The sequence below is a fragment of the Bordetella muralis genome, from assembly GCF_054781015.1.
In genome coordinates this window covers 659,316-674,110 of sequence record NZ_BAAGVF010000003.1, presented here as the reverse complement: position 1 = coordinate 674,110, position 14,795 = coordinate 659,316, and the positions used below count along the sequence as shown (strand labels likewise).

Sequence of the window (14,795 nt, the reverse complement as noted above, 5' to 3'; positions counted from 1 at the left end):
GGTAGGGACCGCTGCGGAGGGTAAACCCGTCTGCCGTGACAAACGGACCAGACAATCGCGTTGACGCCGAGACAGCAGTCCCTCGCATATGCCGGATATCGCCGATAGCAAAGGCCAGCCCGATCGCCGTAGCCCGTGCGCACGCTGAGCCACGGACAAAGTGGAGAACCGCAACGCAGGCCGCACTGCTATCCACGCGAAAAGCATTCCGCCCAGGCCAGAAAACAACAAAGCAAGTACCATGAACATAGCGGTCTATCACATATCAATGTTGACGATGCGCCGGATCAGCAGCATGCCACCGGTCTCCAGCGCGCACAGCAGGGCAAGCACAGCCCAGCCTGTCGAGGTTTCCCACAGCATCGCCATGGCGCCGGGATCCAAATAACTCAAAACACAAAGCAGCAGCAACGGCAAGGCGCCTACGATCCAGGCCTGCAGCTTTCCCTGAGAGGTCAGCGTGCGTACCTTTTCCTGCCATTTCAAGCGTTCACGCAACGTGGCGGCAATTCCTTCCAGAATCTCGGCGAGGTTGCCTCCTGTCTGAGACGCGACATTCAATGAGGCGACAAATAAGGCACTGGCCTCCGATGGCACGCGGGCGTGCAGGTTGCTCAGCGCCGTCTCGAACGCTACGCCCAGCCGCTGTTCCCGTAGTAACAAACCGAGTTCCTGGGCCAGTGGTGCTTCGCTATGATCGGCAATATGGCGTAACGCAGCCGGGACGCTTACTCCTGCTCGTAGTGCAGAGGCCAGAGCCAGCAGGGCCGAAGGCAGTTGCCCCTCGAATCGCGCCAATCGCCGGCCACGCAAACGACTCGCCAGAGGTTGCGGCAGCCTGGTGGCTATCACCGTCGCGATACCAGCCACGATCGGCGCACCAGTCAATATGAACGCCACCCCTCCGATCAGGATAGCCAACGTCATCGTCCATACGCGCAACTGAGTTGGAGTAATGAACAAAAATAGCTCGCCCAGTTTGATGCGCGTATCGTGGGTGTAGAGCGTGTGATAACGAATCACTGCGGGACCAAACCATGTCTGCATCTGCCAGGCCAGCAGCACAACACAGGCTGTAGACATCGCTAATGCGATCCAAACCATAAAGGGCTCCAGGAATACATTGCATTCGAGTCGGTGAAGAACCGCGCGAACGTTATTGACAACGGCCTTGACCAAGCCTGCTCGACGTCGTCGTTCGTTCTTTAAGGCCTGCCGCAGAAAACAATGCGATATCAAAATCGATGCCCGCTGCCTGCCACTCACTGATGAAGCTCGGCAACAGCCCACATGCCTGAAAGCCGTGTTCTGACTGATAGCAAAACAATTCTTGCAGTTGAATCCGTCCGCTCTCCATACCTGCAATCTCGACCACCGACGTGGCAACGCGGCGTCCGTCTGATAAACGTGTTTGTTGCACGATAATGTCGACACTGGCACCGATGTGTTCGCGTACAACACTCAAAGGTAGATCCATCCCGGCCATCAGGACCATGGTTTCCAATCGGCTCAGGGCATCGCGTGGCGAGTTGGCATGCAAGGTTGTCAGCGAACCCTCATGGCCTGTATTCATCGCTGTCAGCATGTCGAGCGCCTCAGCACCGCGGCACTCGCCCACCACGATGCGATCAGGCCGCATACGCAAGGCGTTACGCACCAGATCGCGGATATCGACGCGGCCACGTTGTTCCTGATTGGGCGGACGCGCCTCCAGAGAGACCAGGTGATCATGGTTCAGCCGCAATTCTGCGGCATCCTCAATGGTGACTATCCGCTCGCCCTCGGGGATACCGTTGGACAGGATATTCAAGAGTGTTGTCTTGCCCGAGCCCGTACCTCCCGATACAACGATGTTCTTGCGAGTCCTTACACATAGCATCAGAAACTGTGCGACGACCGGATCCATGGCGCCGCTCTGTACCAGATCCGCGATCTGCGGCCGGCGAATGGGAAACTTTCGTATTGTCAGACTGGCCCCTTTCAGGGCAATCGGCGGTATCACCGCGTTAACACGCGATCCGTCGGACAAGCGCGCGTCCACCATAGGGGCGCTTTCGTCGATCCGGCGGCCGATTGGCGTCACTATCCGCTCAATAACCCATCGGACCGACTGTTCGCTGTTGAATGTTGCCCGATGGGGATACAAACGCCCCCGGCGTTCGACGTAGATCTCGTCGTAGCGGTTGACCATAATTTCGCTTATCTCAGGGTCTGCAAGCAATGGTTCCAAAGGCCCCAGGCCGACGGCCTCGTCCAGCACATCACGACACAATGCCATACGGTCAATATGGTCAGGAATGTCCTTGTCGTCAGCGGCCAGCTGTTCTAGCAGGGGTTGCGCCTCTTGGCGTAATAACGCATCGCTCATACCTGCCACATCCCGACGCCGCAAGTTCAACGCGTGTAGTAGTCCGGCATGCAGTCGTCGTCGATGAGGCAAGAGCTCTGCGAGTCCCTGTCTGGCGTTTTCAGCGTCAACGGCTGGAACCATCGCATGGGAGGCGGACTGGTTCGACACCTGGCACGAGGTCGTCGATACTGTTTTGGGGATCGGGTTCGCGGAATGCGGCGATACGCTCGAATCAGCTTTGCCTTCTGTTGCTTCGTGCACGGACCGCATGCGTAGACGACACGGCCCGATCACGATGTCGTCTTCGGGAAGTACGGGATGGTGCACCGTGATGCGACGGCCGTTGACCAATGTCCCTATAAGCGACCCCATGTCCTCCAGCGACAGGAACGGCGGCGATCCGCGCAGGCTGGCGTGGTGTTTGGCCACACGCCAGTGCGAGATACGTAATCCGCATTGCGCCGATCGGCCTATCGTCAAGGGTGTTTCGACTCGCATGATGCGTTGTTCACCGTCTTCGAATGTCATGACAACCTCGACCATGTCTATCTCCGCATTGAATCGGAATTCGCCGGGTTGGCCGCAGGCGACGCCGGCTGCCACTGAGAGCCCGCTCCGCGATAAGCGCTCCAGTCAGAACCGTCTGCCGCTGGCGTCCCCATGCCCAATGTTGGGGAATCGGGGAATGCCTCGGCAAGCACCTGCCGGCCACGTCTCACACGATCGGTCAGCTCAGGATGATCCTGCGACACAATTCTCGGCGTCACGAATATCGCCAACTCGGTTTCTTTGTGCTGTAGGCGGTGTGATGAAAACAGCGAGCCCAGCACGGGAATATCTTGCAGAACAGGAAGACCGCTACGCTCACTCGTGCGTTCGCGCGACAGGAATCCGCCCAACACCAGAGTTTGTCCCGATCTCACGTTGAATTCAGTGGCCGCACGACGGGTACGCAGCGCGGGACCGCCGGACACGCTGATAGAGGTATCGACCGAACTGGCCTCAACTTCGATACGCGACCTGATGGCTCCCGTACGGTCGATGCGCGGCGTGATGTTCAGCGACACACCATAGGGCTTGAACGCGGTATTGGTGTTGCCACGCGCATCAACCGTGGTATAGGGCACCTCACCGCCGGCCAGGAACGATGCCGTCGCGCCGCTGCGTGCCAGGAGTTGAGGTTGAGCGAGCATCACGGCCTCGCCACGCTGAGCGAGTGCTGCGATGCGCGACGAAAGCAGCGCATTCAACCCGAAGTAACCGCCCGCCCCGCCACCCGTCATCGATAGCGGCGGTATGTCGATCTGGTCGCCTAGCCGTGTACTCGAAGCAGGTTGCCAGACGACACCTGTCTGTATTCCCCCTTTTGATACGGCATCCCACTGCACCCCGAACTCGCGCAAATGCGCACTGGGTAGTTCGACAACCTGAACGTCCAGCAAGACCATCCTGTCCCAGCCGATTTGCCCAGTGAAATCCAGAATGCGAGGATAGCGTCGCACCAAAGCCGATACACGCTCGCGATCATCGTCGGTGAGATCCTCGCCCTCAATGACGATGTTGTCGCCCACCAGCGAGCTGCGTACGCTGGGGATGTGCTGGAGCAACTGCTGGACTTCTTGTTGCATCTGCGTCCATCCCGCCGGGCGGACCTGAATCTCGTATGCCGCGCCCACACCGAGCGGCGTCCAGACGTGCACAGACGAAGTCCCCTCCTGTCGAGCAAAGAGGACGACGTCCTTGCCCTCAACAGAGACTGCGCTGACGACCTGCCCATTTCCCACTGCGACACGTGTCACAGATTGATGATGAACGACTTTGGTCTGACCGACCTCGAGCACAAATGTCGCGGGATCGGTCGCCATCGCCGGCCATACTGTCCCCCCGGGCACTGCCGACATGATCGACAAGGAAAGCAAAATGCTTTTCATCGCCCCTCCGAGTATATGGCAAGCGATTTGGGCGGTGGCACATCTCGATCCGGCAAATCGGGAAACGCCTGTTCTGGCGGGTTTGTATCTGACGACAACGGTTCTGTATCAACACGATCACCGTATAGAATCGGAATCGGCGCACGATCCGCGATAGACGGACCTGTCAGTCCCATCAAAGCCGCCAAATCGCCGGGGGCTGCGGACTCGGAAACGCTCGCATCGCTGCGATGACGCAACATGGCCGTCAGCGATCCCGTATGACGAGCCGCCACCAATTTAATAGCGTCTCGCTCAGCGGTATCGAACGTGATAGACACGGGCGATTCGCTACGGCCGCCGACTGCCAATACGCGTACGCTCTGTAGCAGTGGTGCAGTCAGATGCTGGCCCTGGTGCATGAATGACACGTAAAGGTCTATCAGATCATCGGGCTGCAAAAGCCCCGATACTGCGTTGATCTCCGCCGCGGGCAACGTCACGGCACGTCGTCCTTGTAATACCAAGTCGGAGAGAGGCGACTCGATCTCTGCAATGACGTGCGCCCCGAGCAAGATGTCGCCTTGCTTCAGATGGACGGTGAGCACGCCTCCAAGCACCTGATCCACAGCCTCCGCGTCAAACGAATGGCTCGGCACCCAGGGCAACGGAATGTCTCGCACCGCTAAATGGTCCATCTGCAGTCGCGTACCTGCGGCGAGATCGGTCGCAGCGACCACGCGCGTACGTACCTCCACTGCTGCTTGGCGCTCCATTTCACGCTCACGGGTTTGAATGTGTTCGTGCACAGCCCAGGCAGCAAACAGCCCGGCAGCCAATGCAGAACCGCAGACTCCTATGGTGCGCAATCGAAATGCCGCTAATGTGAGACTCAAGATTTCGCTCCATCGTGATGCAGCAGGAGAATTCCCGTACCACCATCAATGGCGGTTATTGAGATCTGAAGCAGACTGTGCTTTCGCCGCCATAGACTGGTATTCGGTGTGTCGGTCTCTGCTTGCCAGCGTCCTTGTTGCAGGCCTTGACGAATGGCCGACCGGACTGATTCCACAGACGAGGTGGACGTCCATACTTGAGTGCTATTACGGCCCCCTCCCTCTTCTTGTTCGAGCTGCAATCGCAGCCTCGCTTCAGCCGGCCACCATGAGAACGAGCTCATCACTCCCCGGGGGGACGCGGTGCTCTTTTGCACCACCGATTCGCTGGAGAATTCCGTTTCCGTCAGTATTGAGAGACTGCCGCGCGTGCGACGCGGACCGTCAGATTCGAGGTTCACCACCCAGAATTGATTAGCAACGTGTCCCGACAGCACCACACGCTGGGGATAGAGTCCCATGTCCGACAGCGAGGGATAACGCTCGCCCAACGCCCGCGCAGTTTGAGCAATCGGCAGAGGGATGCCAAAAACACGAATATCGATTGGCGTGTCAAACAAGCGCATCCGCCCACCTAGCGAGGTTTGTGTGCTGCCCGAGGGCAGCGACAATTCGCCGAGTGCAGGTGTCTCACCAGCGTGTGCAACCGCCACCATGATCATCGTCACGACAAGCGCGGCTGACCGTTGGCGCAGAATGCAGCGCGCTTTCCCATAGGCTTTCAATCGGTACATGGTGTCAATGCTCCGTCAAATCGTCGCGCCTGACGGCGCCTGCTTGCACCGGCGCCAGGTCGATCCACGCAGTCAGCCAGTCCATCGACCATGCTTCCCGCCCCCACGGCGCGTCCACATGCTGCATACGGCGCCGTAACGCGTCGGCAATACTGGCCGAACCCCGTGCTGCCTCTGACCATCCTATTGCCGAATGTCGAATACGTTCAGACACGGCCGCATCGTCTACACCATGTCCTGTGTCCGCCGCGATAACCATCTGCCGATGTATAGCCGGTATCGCGATTCCCTCAGCCGCAGTGAATGGCAGCAGCGTCACGGAATGATCAGTCGCTTGTGCGCGGCGCAACCGGGAATCGACATGAAGCCAATCGCGCGCCAGGGTCTCGACTTGCGCATTTCCGATATCGCCGTTGCTCGGAACGAAGGTATGTTTATCGGTATGGATGAACGCGGCAAGACGGCTCAACTGCGCGGTCTGCTGTCCACGCAGCGATACGGTCCCAATAGCGACTACGGCGTGCATGAGTCCACCTAGCAACACCAGGGCAAGCATCGCCTCAACTGCGGCCTGCCCTCGATAAATGGAACGACGCGGCCGGGCTTTCATGGCTGAGCCCTCGTCACATCGCCAGGCAGGATCGGGCTCAGTCGAGCTTGCCAATAGGGACGAAACAAGCTCGCGAGTTCGTTGTTGCCATCGTTCTGTGAGGGCGGTGCAAAATAGGCCTGCGCGGCGCTGTTGACCGTCACGAATTCGTCTGCGGCCAGGCCGTGGTAGGCATATCGTCCTATCGGAGTCACTCGCGCATTCTCGGCCCCCTGCATAACCGGCCGCCCGGCCGAGTGACGCAACTGAATGGCAAAACGCAGCGGACGATACGCCATATCGTCGTTCAGTTCGTAATAGTTGGGGAGCCCCCGACTCGCCCAATGCATTGCGCTGAACGCGGCGTAAGCCTTTGCCATGGGATTGCTGCGGCCTGAGGACAAGTCCCATGTTGTATGCTCGTGCACCCAGCGCCAGAAATCCTGCTGCGCAAACCCGTGCGGCGGCTGATCACTGGCGTGAGGATTCTTTTTCGATTGAGGGCTATTGTCGCCCCACCCCATTGCATATTCGCGGTAGTAACAACCAATCCAACGATTGGAACGCAATGCGTGAAACGACAGCGTGTCCCGTGCAGACCAACGCCCGTCTGTCTCTAACCGAGTATTCCCTCGACGGCGCAGCTCATGACGCTTGGTCGGGCAGTGATCGTTCACGATCGAGTTGTGACGGCGAGTCTGATTGCGGCGCTGTAGAAAGTCGTACCGTTGTGCCGCATGCTCGACCATATGGCGCAGCCTGCCCGCTTGGTGCCCTGGATAAGACCGGATATATCCGGGCAGGCCATCCGACAACAAGGCGATCTGCAATGGCCCGTCCTCCGGCCTGCCGACCTCACTGCCATACTCCGGATAATTTGCGCGCAGAGCCAGCGACATCATTTGCTGGCGAGAGTCCTTCAAACTGTCCACGACCGAGGCGGAGGCCTGCTGCAATATCTGGTGCACCACATCATCGTGCTGCTGAAATGCATGCGCTAATGCAGACCCGATATCCTCGGTCGGACGGGCCTGCGCATACGCTTTCCCTACCGAGGCCCCAAAGAGCCCCGCGATCAACGTGGACGGCGGGTTTCGCGTGGCTCGCTGTTGCGATTGTGTCTGCCCATACTGGGCCCAAGACGACAAGGTCACCAGATGCGCCATCGCAACCTGATGCGCCACGTGAGCGCGATTGATGTAGGCCAGCATATTCAGGCTGCGCGCCTGCGCCACGGCGCCGCTATATGCCACGGCATCTGCGACATGTGTCAGGCGTATGCGGGCACTCGCCATCTGGCCGACGTTATACAGAGCAATCCAGGCAATACTGCCTACGGAGATCAACCCCAGTACCAGCGGCAACGCCTGCCCACGCATCACGATGCAGTGCTTCAGCGCGATCGCGTCCGTCATTTGCCATGCCCCGTGAACGACTTCAGCGTACGCGTCTTGGTCTGTGTCGTGGACTTGTCCGCAGCCGACTGAGCGGTGCGCGACTCGGCAGTGCCGTCTTCGCCCGCGATTTCACGTACCATCGCTGCGGTCTGTGCGCGCACTACCTGGCCAAATAACTGATAGACCGCAATGGCTGCCACCGCGACCAACGCCACTACGATGATGTACTCGGTCATCCCCTGGCCACGCTGGCGGGAAATACACTGGATCATGCCGGACCCCTCTTCAATCAACAGAGGCCGTAGTGTGAAACCTCGCAGAGATCCCGGCTATTCGTAGATGCCGAGGTGGGCAAAATGCTCACACCGCCTGGCATGCGCTACAAAACGAGCTGCTTGTTTTCGTTTGCAGCAACGACAACGGCCCCCGAAGGGGCCGTTGTCGCAACAAGCGTGAAGCTTTATTTTTCTGCAGCCGTGCTGATGGCTTGGCCGGCAGCGGACATATCCTTGCCCATGCCTGCCATGGTGTTGCAGCCTTGCAGTACGACGCCAAATACGATCAGCGCCGTCAGCATGACTCGTCCGCGCATGATGAAACTCCGGATTTAAAGTACACGAGGCATACGAGTTAGCGCTGAGTACCCCCGCATGGAGAGACCCAGCTCTCGGCACCTGGCCGTGAAAAACCTGACAATCAGGCGATGCGCACGCGCAATTCGCCCAGACCCTCGACACCACCCACGAGCTCATCACCCTGAACCACAGCACCCACACCTTCAGGAGTACCGGTGAAGATCAAGTCGCCGGCTTTCAACTCGAACAGGCTCGACAGATAAGCAATGCTCTCGGGAATGTTCCAGATCATCTGCGAGATGTCGCTGGACTGCTTGCGCTCGCCATTGACGTCGAGCCAGATAGCGCCCTTTTCGAGAGTACCGACGACACTGCGCGGATGAACGGGACCGATAGGCGCGGACAGGTCGTAGGCTTTGCCGACCTCCCAGGGGCGGCCTTGTTTCTTGGCCTCGCCTTGCAGGTCGCGGCGGGTCATGTCCAGACCCAACGCGTAGCCCCACACGCACTCGCCAGCTTGGTCAACAGGGATATCCTTGCCGCCCTTGCCCAGCACGACGACCAGCTCCATTTCATAATGCAGGTTGCTGGTCTTGGGCGGGTAAGGCGTGGCGCCAGTTTCGCCGTCGGCGATCGACAGGATGGCGTCGTTGGGCTTGCTGAAAAAGAACGGGTCTTCGCGACCAGTGAAGCCCATTTCCTTGGCGTGCTCGGCGTAGTTACGGCCCACACAATAGATGCGGCGCACCGGAACCAACGCACCGCTGCCGGCAACAGGCACGGCAACGGGCGGCGACGGAGGGAATACGTAGTCCATGTTCTCTTGACCTTCTTGAATGCGTGCCGGCACTGCCAGCAAAGAAACACCCCCGCGCCACGCCATCGGTTTGTTGCCCTCGCACCCGAAAGATGCTTGTTACCTCAGGCAGGCCCGGCGGTAAGAAAAAACGAATGCACGAGTTTATCCCTTTTTGCTGTATGGCCGCTGACACCTTTTTCGGCCCCCCGGTGAAAACCCGGATCACATTGCCCGGCGATTGCGCGACAACCAGCGCTTCACCACGGGACGGTTCGCCCCATGCGATCCAAGTACTCCAAACCGGGCTTTCCTTGTTTTGAGAGCAGCACGTTCACGATCTCGGGGATAGCTTCTTCAAGACTGGCCGGCGCATCCGGCCCGCCTAACGCGGTACGGATCCAGCCCGGAGCCAGCAACAACAATGCACGCGACTCCCCTGCATGACGAGCGGCGTAGCTGCGCATGTATTGGTTCAGGGCCGACTTGCTGCCGCGATAGACTTCATGCCCGCCTTTCTCATTGCTGGCGATGCTGCCTTGTCCGGAGGACATGACACCGATCAGGCCATGAGCGGGAACCAGATCCTGCAAGGCTTCTACAACTCGCATGGGCGCGAGTGCGTTTGTGACCATCACTCGCACAAACTCGTCCGTAGAAACCTCGGCAATGGTTTCGTCCTGGTTGGCGTTCGCGGTTCCGGCATTCACTAACAGGATGTCGAAGCTGCGGCCCGAAAGGCGATCGTGCAGCGCGGCGACCTGGTGCTGTTCGATGATATCGAGCTGCTCGATCTCGACCCGGCCTTCGTAAGCATCGGCCAAATCGTGCAGCGCGGTTCTGCCGTTCCCCCGAACGGTGCCGACGACATTCCATCCTCTTTTCAGAAATTCCGCGGACATGGCAGCCCCGAGGCCGCGCGAAGCGCCGACGAGCAAAACGCTGGGTTGAGATTCATCGCTAATTGAGTGTGTCATCGCTGTGCCCTTTTTCAAACAATTGAATATGCATTGATTTTGGGGGGAATTGGTGCTCTGCACCAGACGCATCAAATGCAATAATTGATTGCATCTGATGCACAGATGAATTCAGGAGCTGGCTATGACGCAGAACGTGGACTTGAACCTCCTTAGCTCGTTGGACATGCTGCTCACTGAGCGCAACGTGACAAGAGCGGCACACCGGCTCGGCCTCAGCCCGTCAGCCATGAGCCGAACGCTCTCCAGGCTGCGGGCGGCCACAGGGGATCAGCTACTCGTACAAGCTGGCAGGACACTGGTTCCAACCCCCTACGCCGAGCAAATCACCGGGCGTGTACATGAACTTGCACGCAACGCGCGAGCCGTACTGCAGCCGGTTAATCAAGCCTTGGACATTGCCACCTTGGAGCGGACGTTCACGATTCGGGCAAACGACGGATTTGTCGATCTGGTCGGCCCGTCCCTGATGACCGCCATCGCTCACTCCGCTTCCCGTGTTCGTATCCGCTTTGTCCAGAAGCCTGATAAGGATGCACAGCCCCTACGGGAAGGAATGATCGACCTGGAGGTTGGGGTGATCGGAACCAAGGCGCCGGAATTGAAAACTCGACTGCTTTTTCAAGACCGATTCGTCGGTATTTGTCGAACCGGCCATCCGCTCTTAGCGCCGTCGGACGTGACCGCCAACCGCTATATTGGCTACCCGCATGTGGTTGTATCACGTAAGGGCCAATTTTCTGGCCCAGTGGACGATGCCTTGGGCCAGTTGGGTTTGCGAAGAACGGTTGCCATGGTCGTGCCCAGCTACGCCAACGCAATGCGGATCGCCCGCTATTCAGATTTCATCGGGCTTGTCCCGCGCTCGTGCCTCGTCAATGGGGCAACGGGCGATAACGCCAGGAGTGCAGGCCTTCAGCATTTCGAACTACCGGTGCGCACGCCGGGAATCAAGGTATCTGCTATTTGGCATCCACGCTTTCACGCGGACCTCGCCCATCGCTGGCTGCGCGACACTATCCTGGCTGTTTGCAGGAATATGCAGCTAGCCGACTGACTGGGTGGCCCGTGCGGCGCCTTGTGCTTGCGGCCCCCAGGGGCCATTTTTTCTTGAGACGGCCGGGCGGCAAAAGACATCGGGCCGCGATGCATGGTCTGCATCGCGGCCCGACGGGGCTTCAGTTCAGGGAAAAATCAGCCCTTGTTGTAGCGCTCGGCGCTGCGCACGATTTCTTCGCGAGCGGCGTCTACGCCCTTCCAGCCCTTGACCTTGACCCACTTGCCTTTTTCCAGGTCTTTGTAATGCTCGAAGAAGTGCTGGATACGGCTGATGTCCTCGGCCGGCAGGTCTTCGTACGACTTGATGTTGCGATAGGGAGGATAGAGCTTGTCGACCGGCACGGCCAGCAGTTTGGCATCGCCGCCGCTCTCGTCGTCCATCTCCAGCACGCCCAACGCGCGGCAACGCACGACGGCGCCGACTTGAATCGGGAACGGGGTCAACACCAGCACATCGGCTGGGTCGCCATCCTCGGACAGGGTCTGAGGGATATAGCCGTAGTTGCACGGATAGTGCATGGCCGTCAGCATGAAGCGATCCACGAATACGGCGCCGCTGTCTTTGTCGACCTCGTATTTGACCGGGTCGGCATTCATGGGGATTTCGATGATGACGTTAAAGTCTTCCGGCAGATTCTTGCCGGGAGAGACGCGATCGAGACTCATGGTTCAACCTTGTTTATCTGAAAGTGGAAGAGATTTTCCATCATCCCGCTTGTCTGATTTGCCTTGGTCAGGCGACGTGGACGGCGGGGTGACGTATGTGGGCTCCGATACATCGTATTCAGGCACGGGTATGGGTGCGCTATCGAAGTAGTCTTCGATATCGATGTTGGACCGGGCAGGCGCGACGGCCGGAGGATCCGGCTCCAACGCGTTTGACGCCTCGCGTTCCAGAACGCGAGCATCAGGATCCAGCACATAGTCGGCAGGGACCGACAGGGGCGCGTCTTCGAGCTGGGACACGGCGGGCGCTGCAGCGATCGTAGCCTCCGGCGGATAGGCGGAATATTCACCCTCGGCATCCAGATGCAGGGGATCGGCATCCGTATCTGCTGCAGGCAACGCCGGATCGCCGGCCAATACCGGCAACGCCATGGTCGCGACCGTGGCCAAGCGCCAATGGCTCACGGCGTCCGCAGGACGATCCAAACGGTCGTACAGGCTGCCGAGCAAAGCATGCGTACGCGCATCGTTGCGCAGCGCCAGGCTGCGCTGCAAATAGCGCTCTGCCTGCCCCCATAACTGGCCATTCAGGCACAGCATGCCCAATGCGGTCAACAGATCCGCATTGGTGGGACGCTTTTGCAGCCAAGCTTCGGCTTTGGCAAGACGGCGAGGTACCTGGTCGGGCTCGCAACGCGCATAGGCATCCACCAAGGACGAGGTGAAGTGGACCGGGACGGCCGCCTCCAGAATGCGAGCAGCCTCGGCGGGTTCGCCCGCAGCCTCGAATGCCGTGGCGCCTGCCAGGGCAATTTCCGGCAAGACGCGCTCTTCGTTTTTGAGGTCTTTCCAGACGCTGCGCCAGGCTTCCGTACCGGAGGCCGCAGCGACGCGCAAACGCGCTGCACCCGATCGATCGATCAGGCCCTCGGCCTCGGTCTTGGACAATGCATTGCGACGCACCAACCCACGTGCCAGGGTAAAGACACGGTCATGATGATTCAGCGCCGCCTCGGCACGCAACAACAGGCGCATCGTGTGCAAGTGACGGGCTCCGCCGTCCTGCAATGGCGTCAACACCGCCAAAGCGTCTTGCGCCCGGCCTTGATCCAGCAGTTGATCAGCCGCAACCGTGGCGATGGCTTCTTGCAAACCGGTATTGCCCGAGGCGTGCTCACGTGCGGATTCCAGCAACTGATCCCGGCGAGCGAATTCGCCCAGCCCGTGTGCCGCCCGCGCCGCCGACAGCGCCGCCAACACGCGCCGGCTCTCGACACGCGTCTGCCCCAACAGCTTGGTCAGATTTTTCTCGGCATGAGAAAAGCGCCCCTCCAGGAGCTCTGTCCAGCCACGTTCGAGCAGTACGTGATCACGCGCCTGGGCACGTTGGCCGCGCCAGACACGCATACGATCCGGAATGGCCAACAACCAGGCCAGCAGGCGCAAGCCCACGTACAGCGCGATGAATATGCCCACCACCAGCAGCACGAACAGCGTCAACGACAGTTCAATGCGCCACGGCGACACCAGGAAAATGACATTGCCGGTATGAGAGCGCAGCACCACCGCCAAAGCGACGGCGACGATAAGAAGCAGCAGAGTCCAGAACCAAGTACGCATGCGTTAGTCCTGTTTGGCTGGCGAATCAAACCCAGCAGCGCGCAAGGCGGCTACGCTGGCCAGACTATCACCGACATCCGGCAAGCGCACTGCGATATCGATATTCTGCAGCTCATGCGTCAAGCGCAATGCCGACTGGGTATCCACGGCGCGGCCATCGTAGTAAATGCTAAGCACGTTCTCGACATTGGCGAGCTCGTTCTTCCAGACCTCGGGTTGACGCATCAGCATGGCCAATTGCGCCGTCATCAGACGTTGACGCAAGGCGCCACGCACCTGTTCGGCCTGCTCGGGGGACAACAACAAGGCAGCCGGTTGATCGACGCGTTGCACGCTGATCAAGTCACCAAGCTCATGCGTCAGCGTGCTGCCAGCCCGGCCGGGCCAGGACGCGATCTCGGCACGCCAACGCTGCCACCACGCGGCATCCGCGGGCAATTGATGGCGAGGATCATCAGCCGGAGATTGGATTGGCGCCGTCGCCGGTTTGGGTTGCGTGTCGCTCGAGGCGCCAGGAGCCGAAGCGTCCGGGACCAGCAAAGGAGCCTTGGAAATCAGACCTGCCAGACGATCGATACGCGCAGTTTGTGCTGGAATATCGACGGTCGCAACAGCTCTGAGGCGATCGATATCGCCATTGATGCTCTGTTGAAGACCTGCGAAAAGCGGACGCGCCGCCTGCGCCAGGCGCGTCTGAGCAGTTTCGAGCGCAACGATGGCGTTGTTGACGTTGCCTGCCAGGCGCAACTGCTGATTCGCCAGTACCAGGAGGCGCTCGACGTCGTTGGCGAGAATCTCGTCTGTCGCCCCGCCGCTGAAGGTTTCCCAAGCTTGTTGCAGATCGTTGTAGCGGGTCTTGGCCTCTTGGGCTTGTGCTTCCAGGCTGCGTACCTGGCCGCTTTGCCCTTGAATGAGGGTCAAGGCCTCGCGCGCGTCTTTGCGGCTTTGCGCGACTGCGTCTTCCAGCGTGGCCAGGCGAGTCGCTATTTCACGGCCGGCCGCGTCGGCTTGCTTGCGCTGCAGCCATAGCGCCCACCCGAGGCCAACGGCCACCAGGAGCACGATGATCAACGCCACGCCCAATAAGCCTGCCCCACGGGACGACTTTTTAACCGGGGCGGATGCCGGTTTGGCGGGCGAAGCTGCGCCCGGAGCTGCCGAATTGACGGCAGGTGCAGTGTCAGGAGTCTGGTCTGTCATGACGCGATTGTATTCGGTGAAATGCC

Annotated in this window: 15 protein-coding genes; 1 reads left to right on the top strand and 14 read right to left on the bottom strand. The window is 59.6% G+C overall.

Features of this window, described 5'->3' with window-relative positions:
* Positions 1-258: 258 nt before the first annotated feature.
* From ACYVIT_RS08140 to ACYVIT_RS08090, 11 genes are all read right to left on the bottom strand, one after another.
* Complete coding sequence (locus ACYVIT_RS08140; RefSeq protein WP_415806553.1) at positions 259-1,104, bottom strand: type II secretion system F family protein; 846 nt, start codon at positions 1,102-1,104, stop codon at positions 259-261.
* Between the two features lie 52 nt (positions 1,105-1,156).
* Positions 1,157-2,893, bottom strand: coding sequence for an ATPase, T2SS/T4P/T4SS family (locus ACYVIT_RS08135; protein WP_415806552.1), 1,737 nt, complete (start codon positions 2,891-2,893; stop codon positions 1,157-1,159).
* A gap of 2 nt (positions 2,894-2,895) precedes the next feature.
* Entirely contained in the window at positions 2,896-4,281 is a 1,386-nt protein-coding gene (locus tag ACYVIT_RS08130) for a type II and III secretion system protein family protein (RefSeq protein ID WP_415806551.1), read from the bottom strand.
* Positions 4,278-5,156: a Flp pilus assembly protein CpaB gene (cpaB, locus tag ACYVIT_RS08125; RefSeq protein WP_415806550.1), complete on the bottom strand. Its 879-nt coding sequence runs from the start codon at positions 5,154-5,156 to the stop codon at positions 4,278-4,280. Before cpaB ends, ACYVIT_RS08130 begins: the two co-directional genes overlap by 4 nt.
* Complete coding sequence (locus ACYVIT_RS08120) at positions 5,153-5,890, bottom strand: hypothetical protein (protein WP_415806549.1); 738 nt, start codon at positions 5,888-5,890, stop codon at positions 5,153-5,155. Before ACYVIT_RS08120 ends, cpaB begins: the two co-directional genes overlap by 4 nt.
* A gap of 4 nt (positions 5,891-5,894) precedes the next feature.
* Complete coding sequence (locus tag ACYVIT_RS08115) at positions 5,895-6,500, bottom strand: hypothetical protein (protein WP_415806548.1); 606 nt, start codon at positions 6,498-6,500, stop codon at positions 5,895-5,897.
* Entirely contained in the window at positions 6,497-7,894 is a 1,398-nt protein-coding gene (locus ACYVIT_RS08110) for a hypothetical protein (RefSeq protein WP_415806547.1), read from the bottom strand. The genes ACYVIT_RS08115 and ACYVIT_RS08110 overlap by 4 nt, the downstream gene beginning before the upstream one ends.
* The gene (locus ACYVIT_RS08105) at positions 7,891-8,148 is read right to left on the bottom strand and encodes a hypothetical protein (protein WP_415806546.1); all 258 of its coding nucleotides are present in this window, start codon (positions 8,146-8,148) and stop codon (positions 7,891-7,893) included. The genes ACYVIT_RS08110 and ACYVIT_RS08105 overlap by 4 nt, the downstream gene beginning before the upstream one ends.
* Positions 8,149-8,336: 188 nt before the next feature.
* Positions 8,337-8,468, bottom strand: a complete 132-nt coding sequence (locus tag ACYVIT_RS08100; protein WP_094820576.1) for an entericidin A/B family lipoprotein — start codon at positions 8,466-8,468, stop codon at positions 8,337-8,339.
* Positions 8,469-8,572: 104 nt separating this feature from the next.
* Positions 8,573-9,268, bottom strand: coding sequence for a fumarylacetoacetate hydrolase family protein (locus tag ACYVIT_RS08095; protein ID WP_415806545.1), 696 nt, complete (start codon positions 9,266-9,268; stop codon positions 8,573-8,575).
* 239 nt (positions 9,269-9,507) lie between these two features.
* On the bottom strand, positions 9,508-10,224 hold the full coding sequence (locus tag ACYVIT_RS08090; RefSeq protein ID WP_415806672.1) for an SDR family oxidoreductase: 717 nt from the start codon (positions 10,222-10,224) through the stop codon (positions 9,508-9,510).
* 124 nt (positions 10,225-10,348) lie between these two features.
* Here ACYVIT_RS08090 and ACYVIT_RS08085 point away from each other — a divergent pair, with 124 nt between their 5' ends.
* Positions 10,349-11,281, top strand: coding sequence for a LysR family transcriptional regulator (locus ACYVIT_RS08085; RefSeq protein WP_415806544.1), 933 nt, complete (start codon positions 10,349-10,351; stop codon positions 11,279-11,281).
* Between the two features lie 137 nt (positions 11,282-11,418).
* On the opposite strand, the gene ppa is transcribed toward ACYVIT_RS08085, so the two are convergent.
* From ppa to ACYVIT_RS08070, 3 genes are read right to left on the bottom strand one after another with little or no spacing between them, the layout of a single operon-like run.
* Positions 11,419-11,949: an inorganic diphosphatase gene (ppa, locus tag ACYVIT_RS08080; RefSeq protein ID WP_415806543.1), complete on the bottom strand. Its 531-nt coding sequence runs from the start codon at positions 11,947-11,949 to the stop codon at positions 11,419-11,421.
* A 3-nt stretch (positions 11,950-11,952) separates the two neighbouring features.
* Positions 11,953-13,569: a heme biosynthesis HemY N-terminal domain-containing protein gene (locus tag ACYVIT_RS08075; RefSeq protein WP_415806542.1), complete on the bottom strand. Its 1,617-nt coding sequence runs from the start codon at positions 13,567-13,569 to the stop codon at positions 11,953-11,955.
* A 3-nt stretch (positions 13,570-13,572) separates the two neighbouring features.
* Positions 13,573-14,769 carry a uroporphyrinogen-III C-methyltransferase gene (locus tag ACYVIT_RS08070; protein ID WP_415806541.1) on the bottom strand — a complete coding sequence of 399 codons (1,197 nt, stop codon included), beginning with the start codon at positions 14,767-14,769 and terminating at the stop codon, positions 13,573-13,575.
* Positions 14,770-14,795: the final 26 nt, after the last annotated feature.

Bases quoted from the DNA above. Each gene is read 5' to 3' on its own strand.
- ACYVIT_RS08140 (WP_415806553.1), bottom strand. From the start codon at position 1,104: ATGGTTTGGATCGCATTAGCGATGTCTACAGCCTGTGTTGTGCTGCTG.
- ACYVIT_RS08135 (WP_415806552.1), bottom strand. From the start codon at position 2,893: ATGGTCGAGGTTGTCATGACATTCGAAGACGGTGAACAACGCATCATG.
- ACYVIT_RS08130 (WP_415806551.1), bottom strand. From the start codon at position 4,281: ATGAAAAGCATTTTGCTTTCCTTGTCGATCATGTCGGCAGTGCCCGGG.
- ACYVIT_RS08120 (WP_415806549.1), bottom strand. From the start codon at position 5,890: ATGTACCGATTGAAAGCCTATGGGAAAGCGCGCTGCATTCTGCGCCAA.
- ACYVIT_RS08115 (WP_415806548.1), bottom strand. From the start codon at position 6,500: ATGAAAGCCCGGCCGCGTCGTTCCATTTATCGAGGGCAGGCCGCAGTT.
- ACYVIT_RS08110 (WP_415806547.1), bottom strand. From the start codon at position 7,894: ATGACGGACGCGATCGCGCTGAAGCACTGCATCGTGATGCGTGGGCAG.
- ACYVIT_RS08105 (WP_415806546.1), bottom strand. From the start codon at position 8,148: ATGATCCAGTGTATTTCCCGCCAGCGTGGCCAGGGGATGACCGAGTAC.
- ACYVIT_RS08100 (WP_094820576.1), bottom strand. From the start codon at position 8,468: ATGCGCGGACGAGTCATGCTGACGGCGCTGATCGTATTTGGCGTCGTA.
- ACYVIT_RS08095 (WP_415806545.1), bottom strand. From the start codon at position 9,268: ATGGACTACGTATTCCCTCCGTCGCCGCCCGTTGCCGTGCCTGTTGCC.
- ACYVIT_RS08090 (WP_415806672.1), bottom strand. From the start codon at position 10,224: ATGACACACTCAATTAGCGATGAATCTCAACCCAGCGTTTTGCTCGTC.
- ACYVIT_RS08085 (WP_415806544.1), top strand. From the start codon at position 10,349: ATGACGCAGAACGTGGACTTGAACCTCCTTAGCTCGTTGGACATGCTG.
- ppa (WP_415806543.1), bottom strand. From the start codon at position 11,949: ATGAGTCTCGATCGCGTCTCTCCCGGCAAGAATCTGCCGGAAGACTTT.
- ACYVIT_RS08075 (WP_415806542.1), bottom strand. From the start codon at position 13,569: ATGCGTACTTGGTTCTGGACTCTGCTGCTTCTTATCGTCGCCGTCGCT.
- ACYVIT_RS08070 (WP_415806541.1), bottom strand. From the start codon at position 14,769: ATGACAGACCAGACTCCTGACACTGCACCTGCCGTCAATTCGGCAGCT.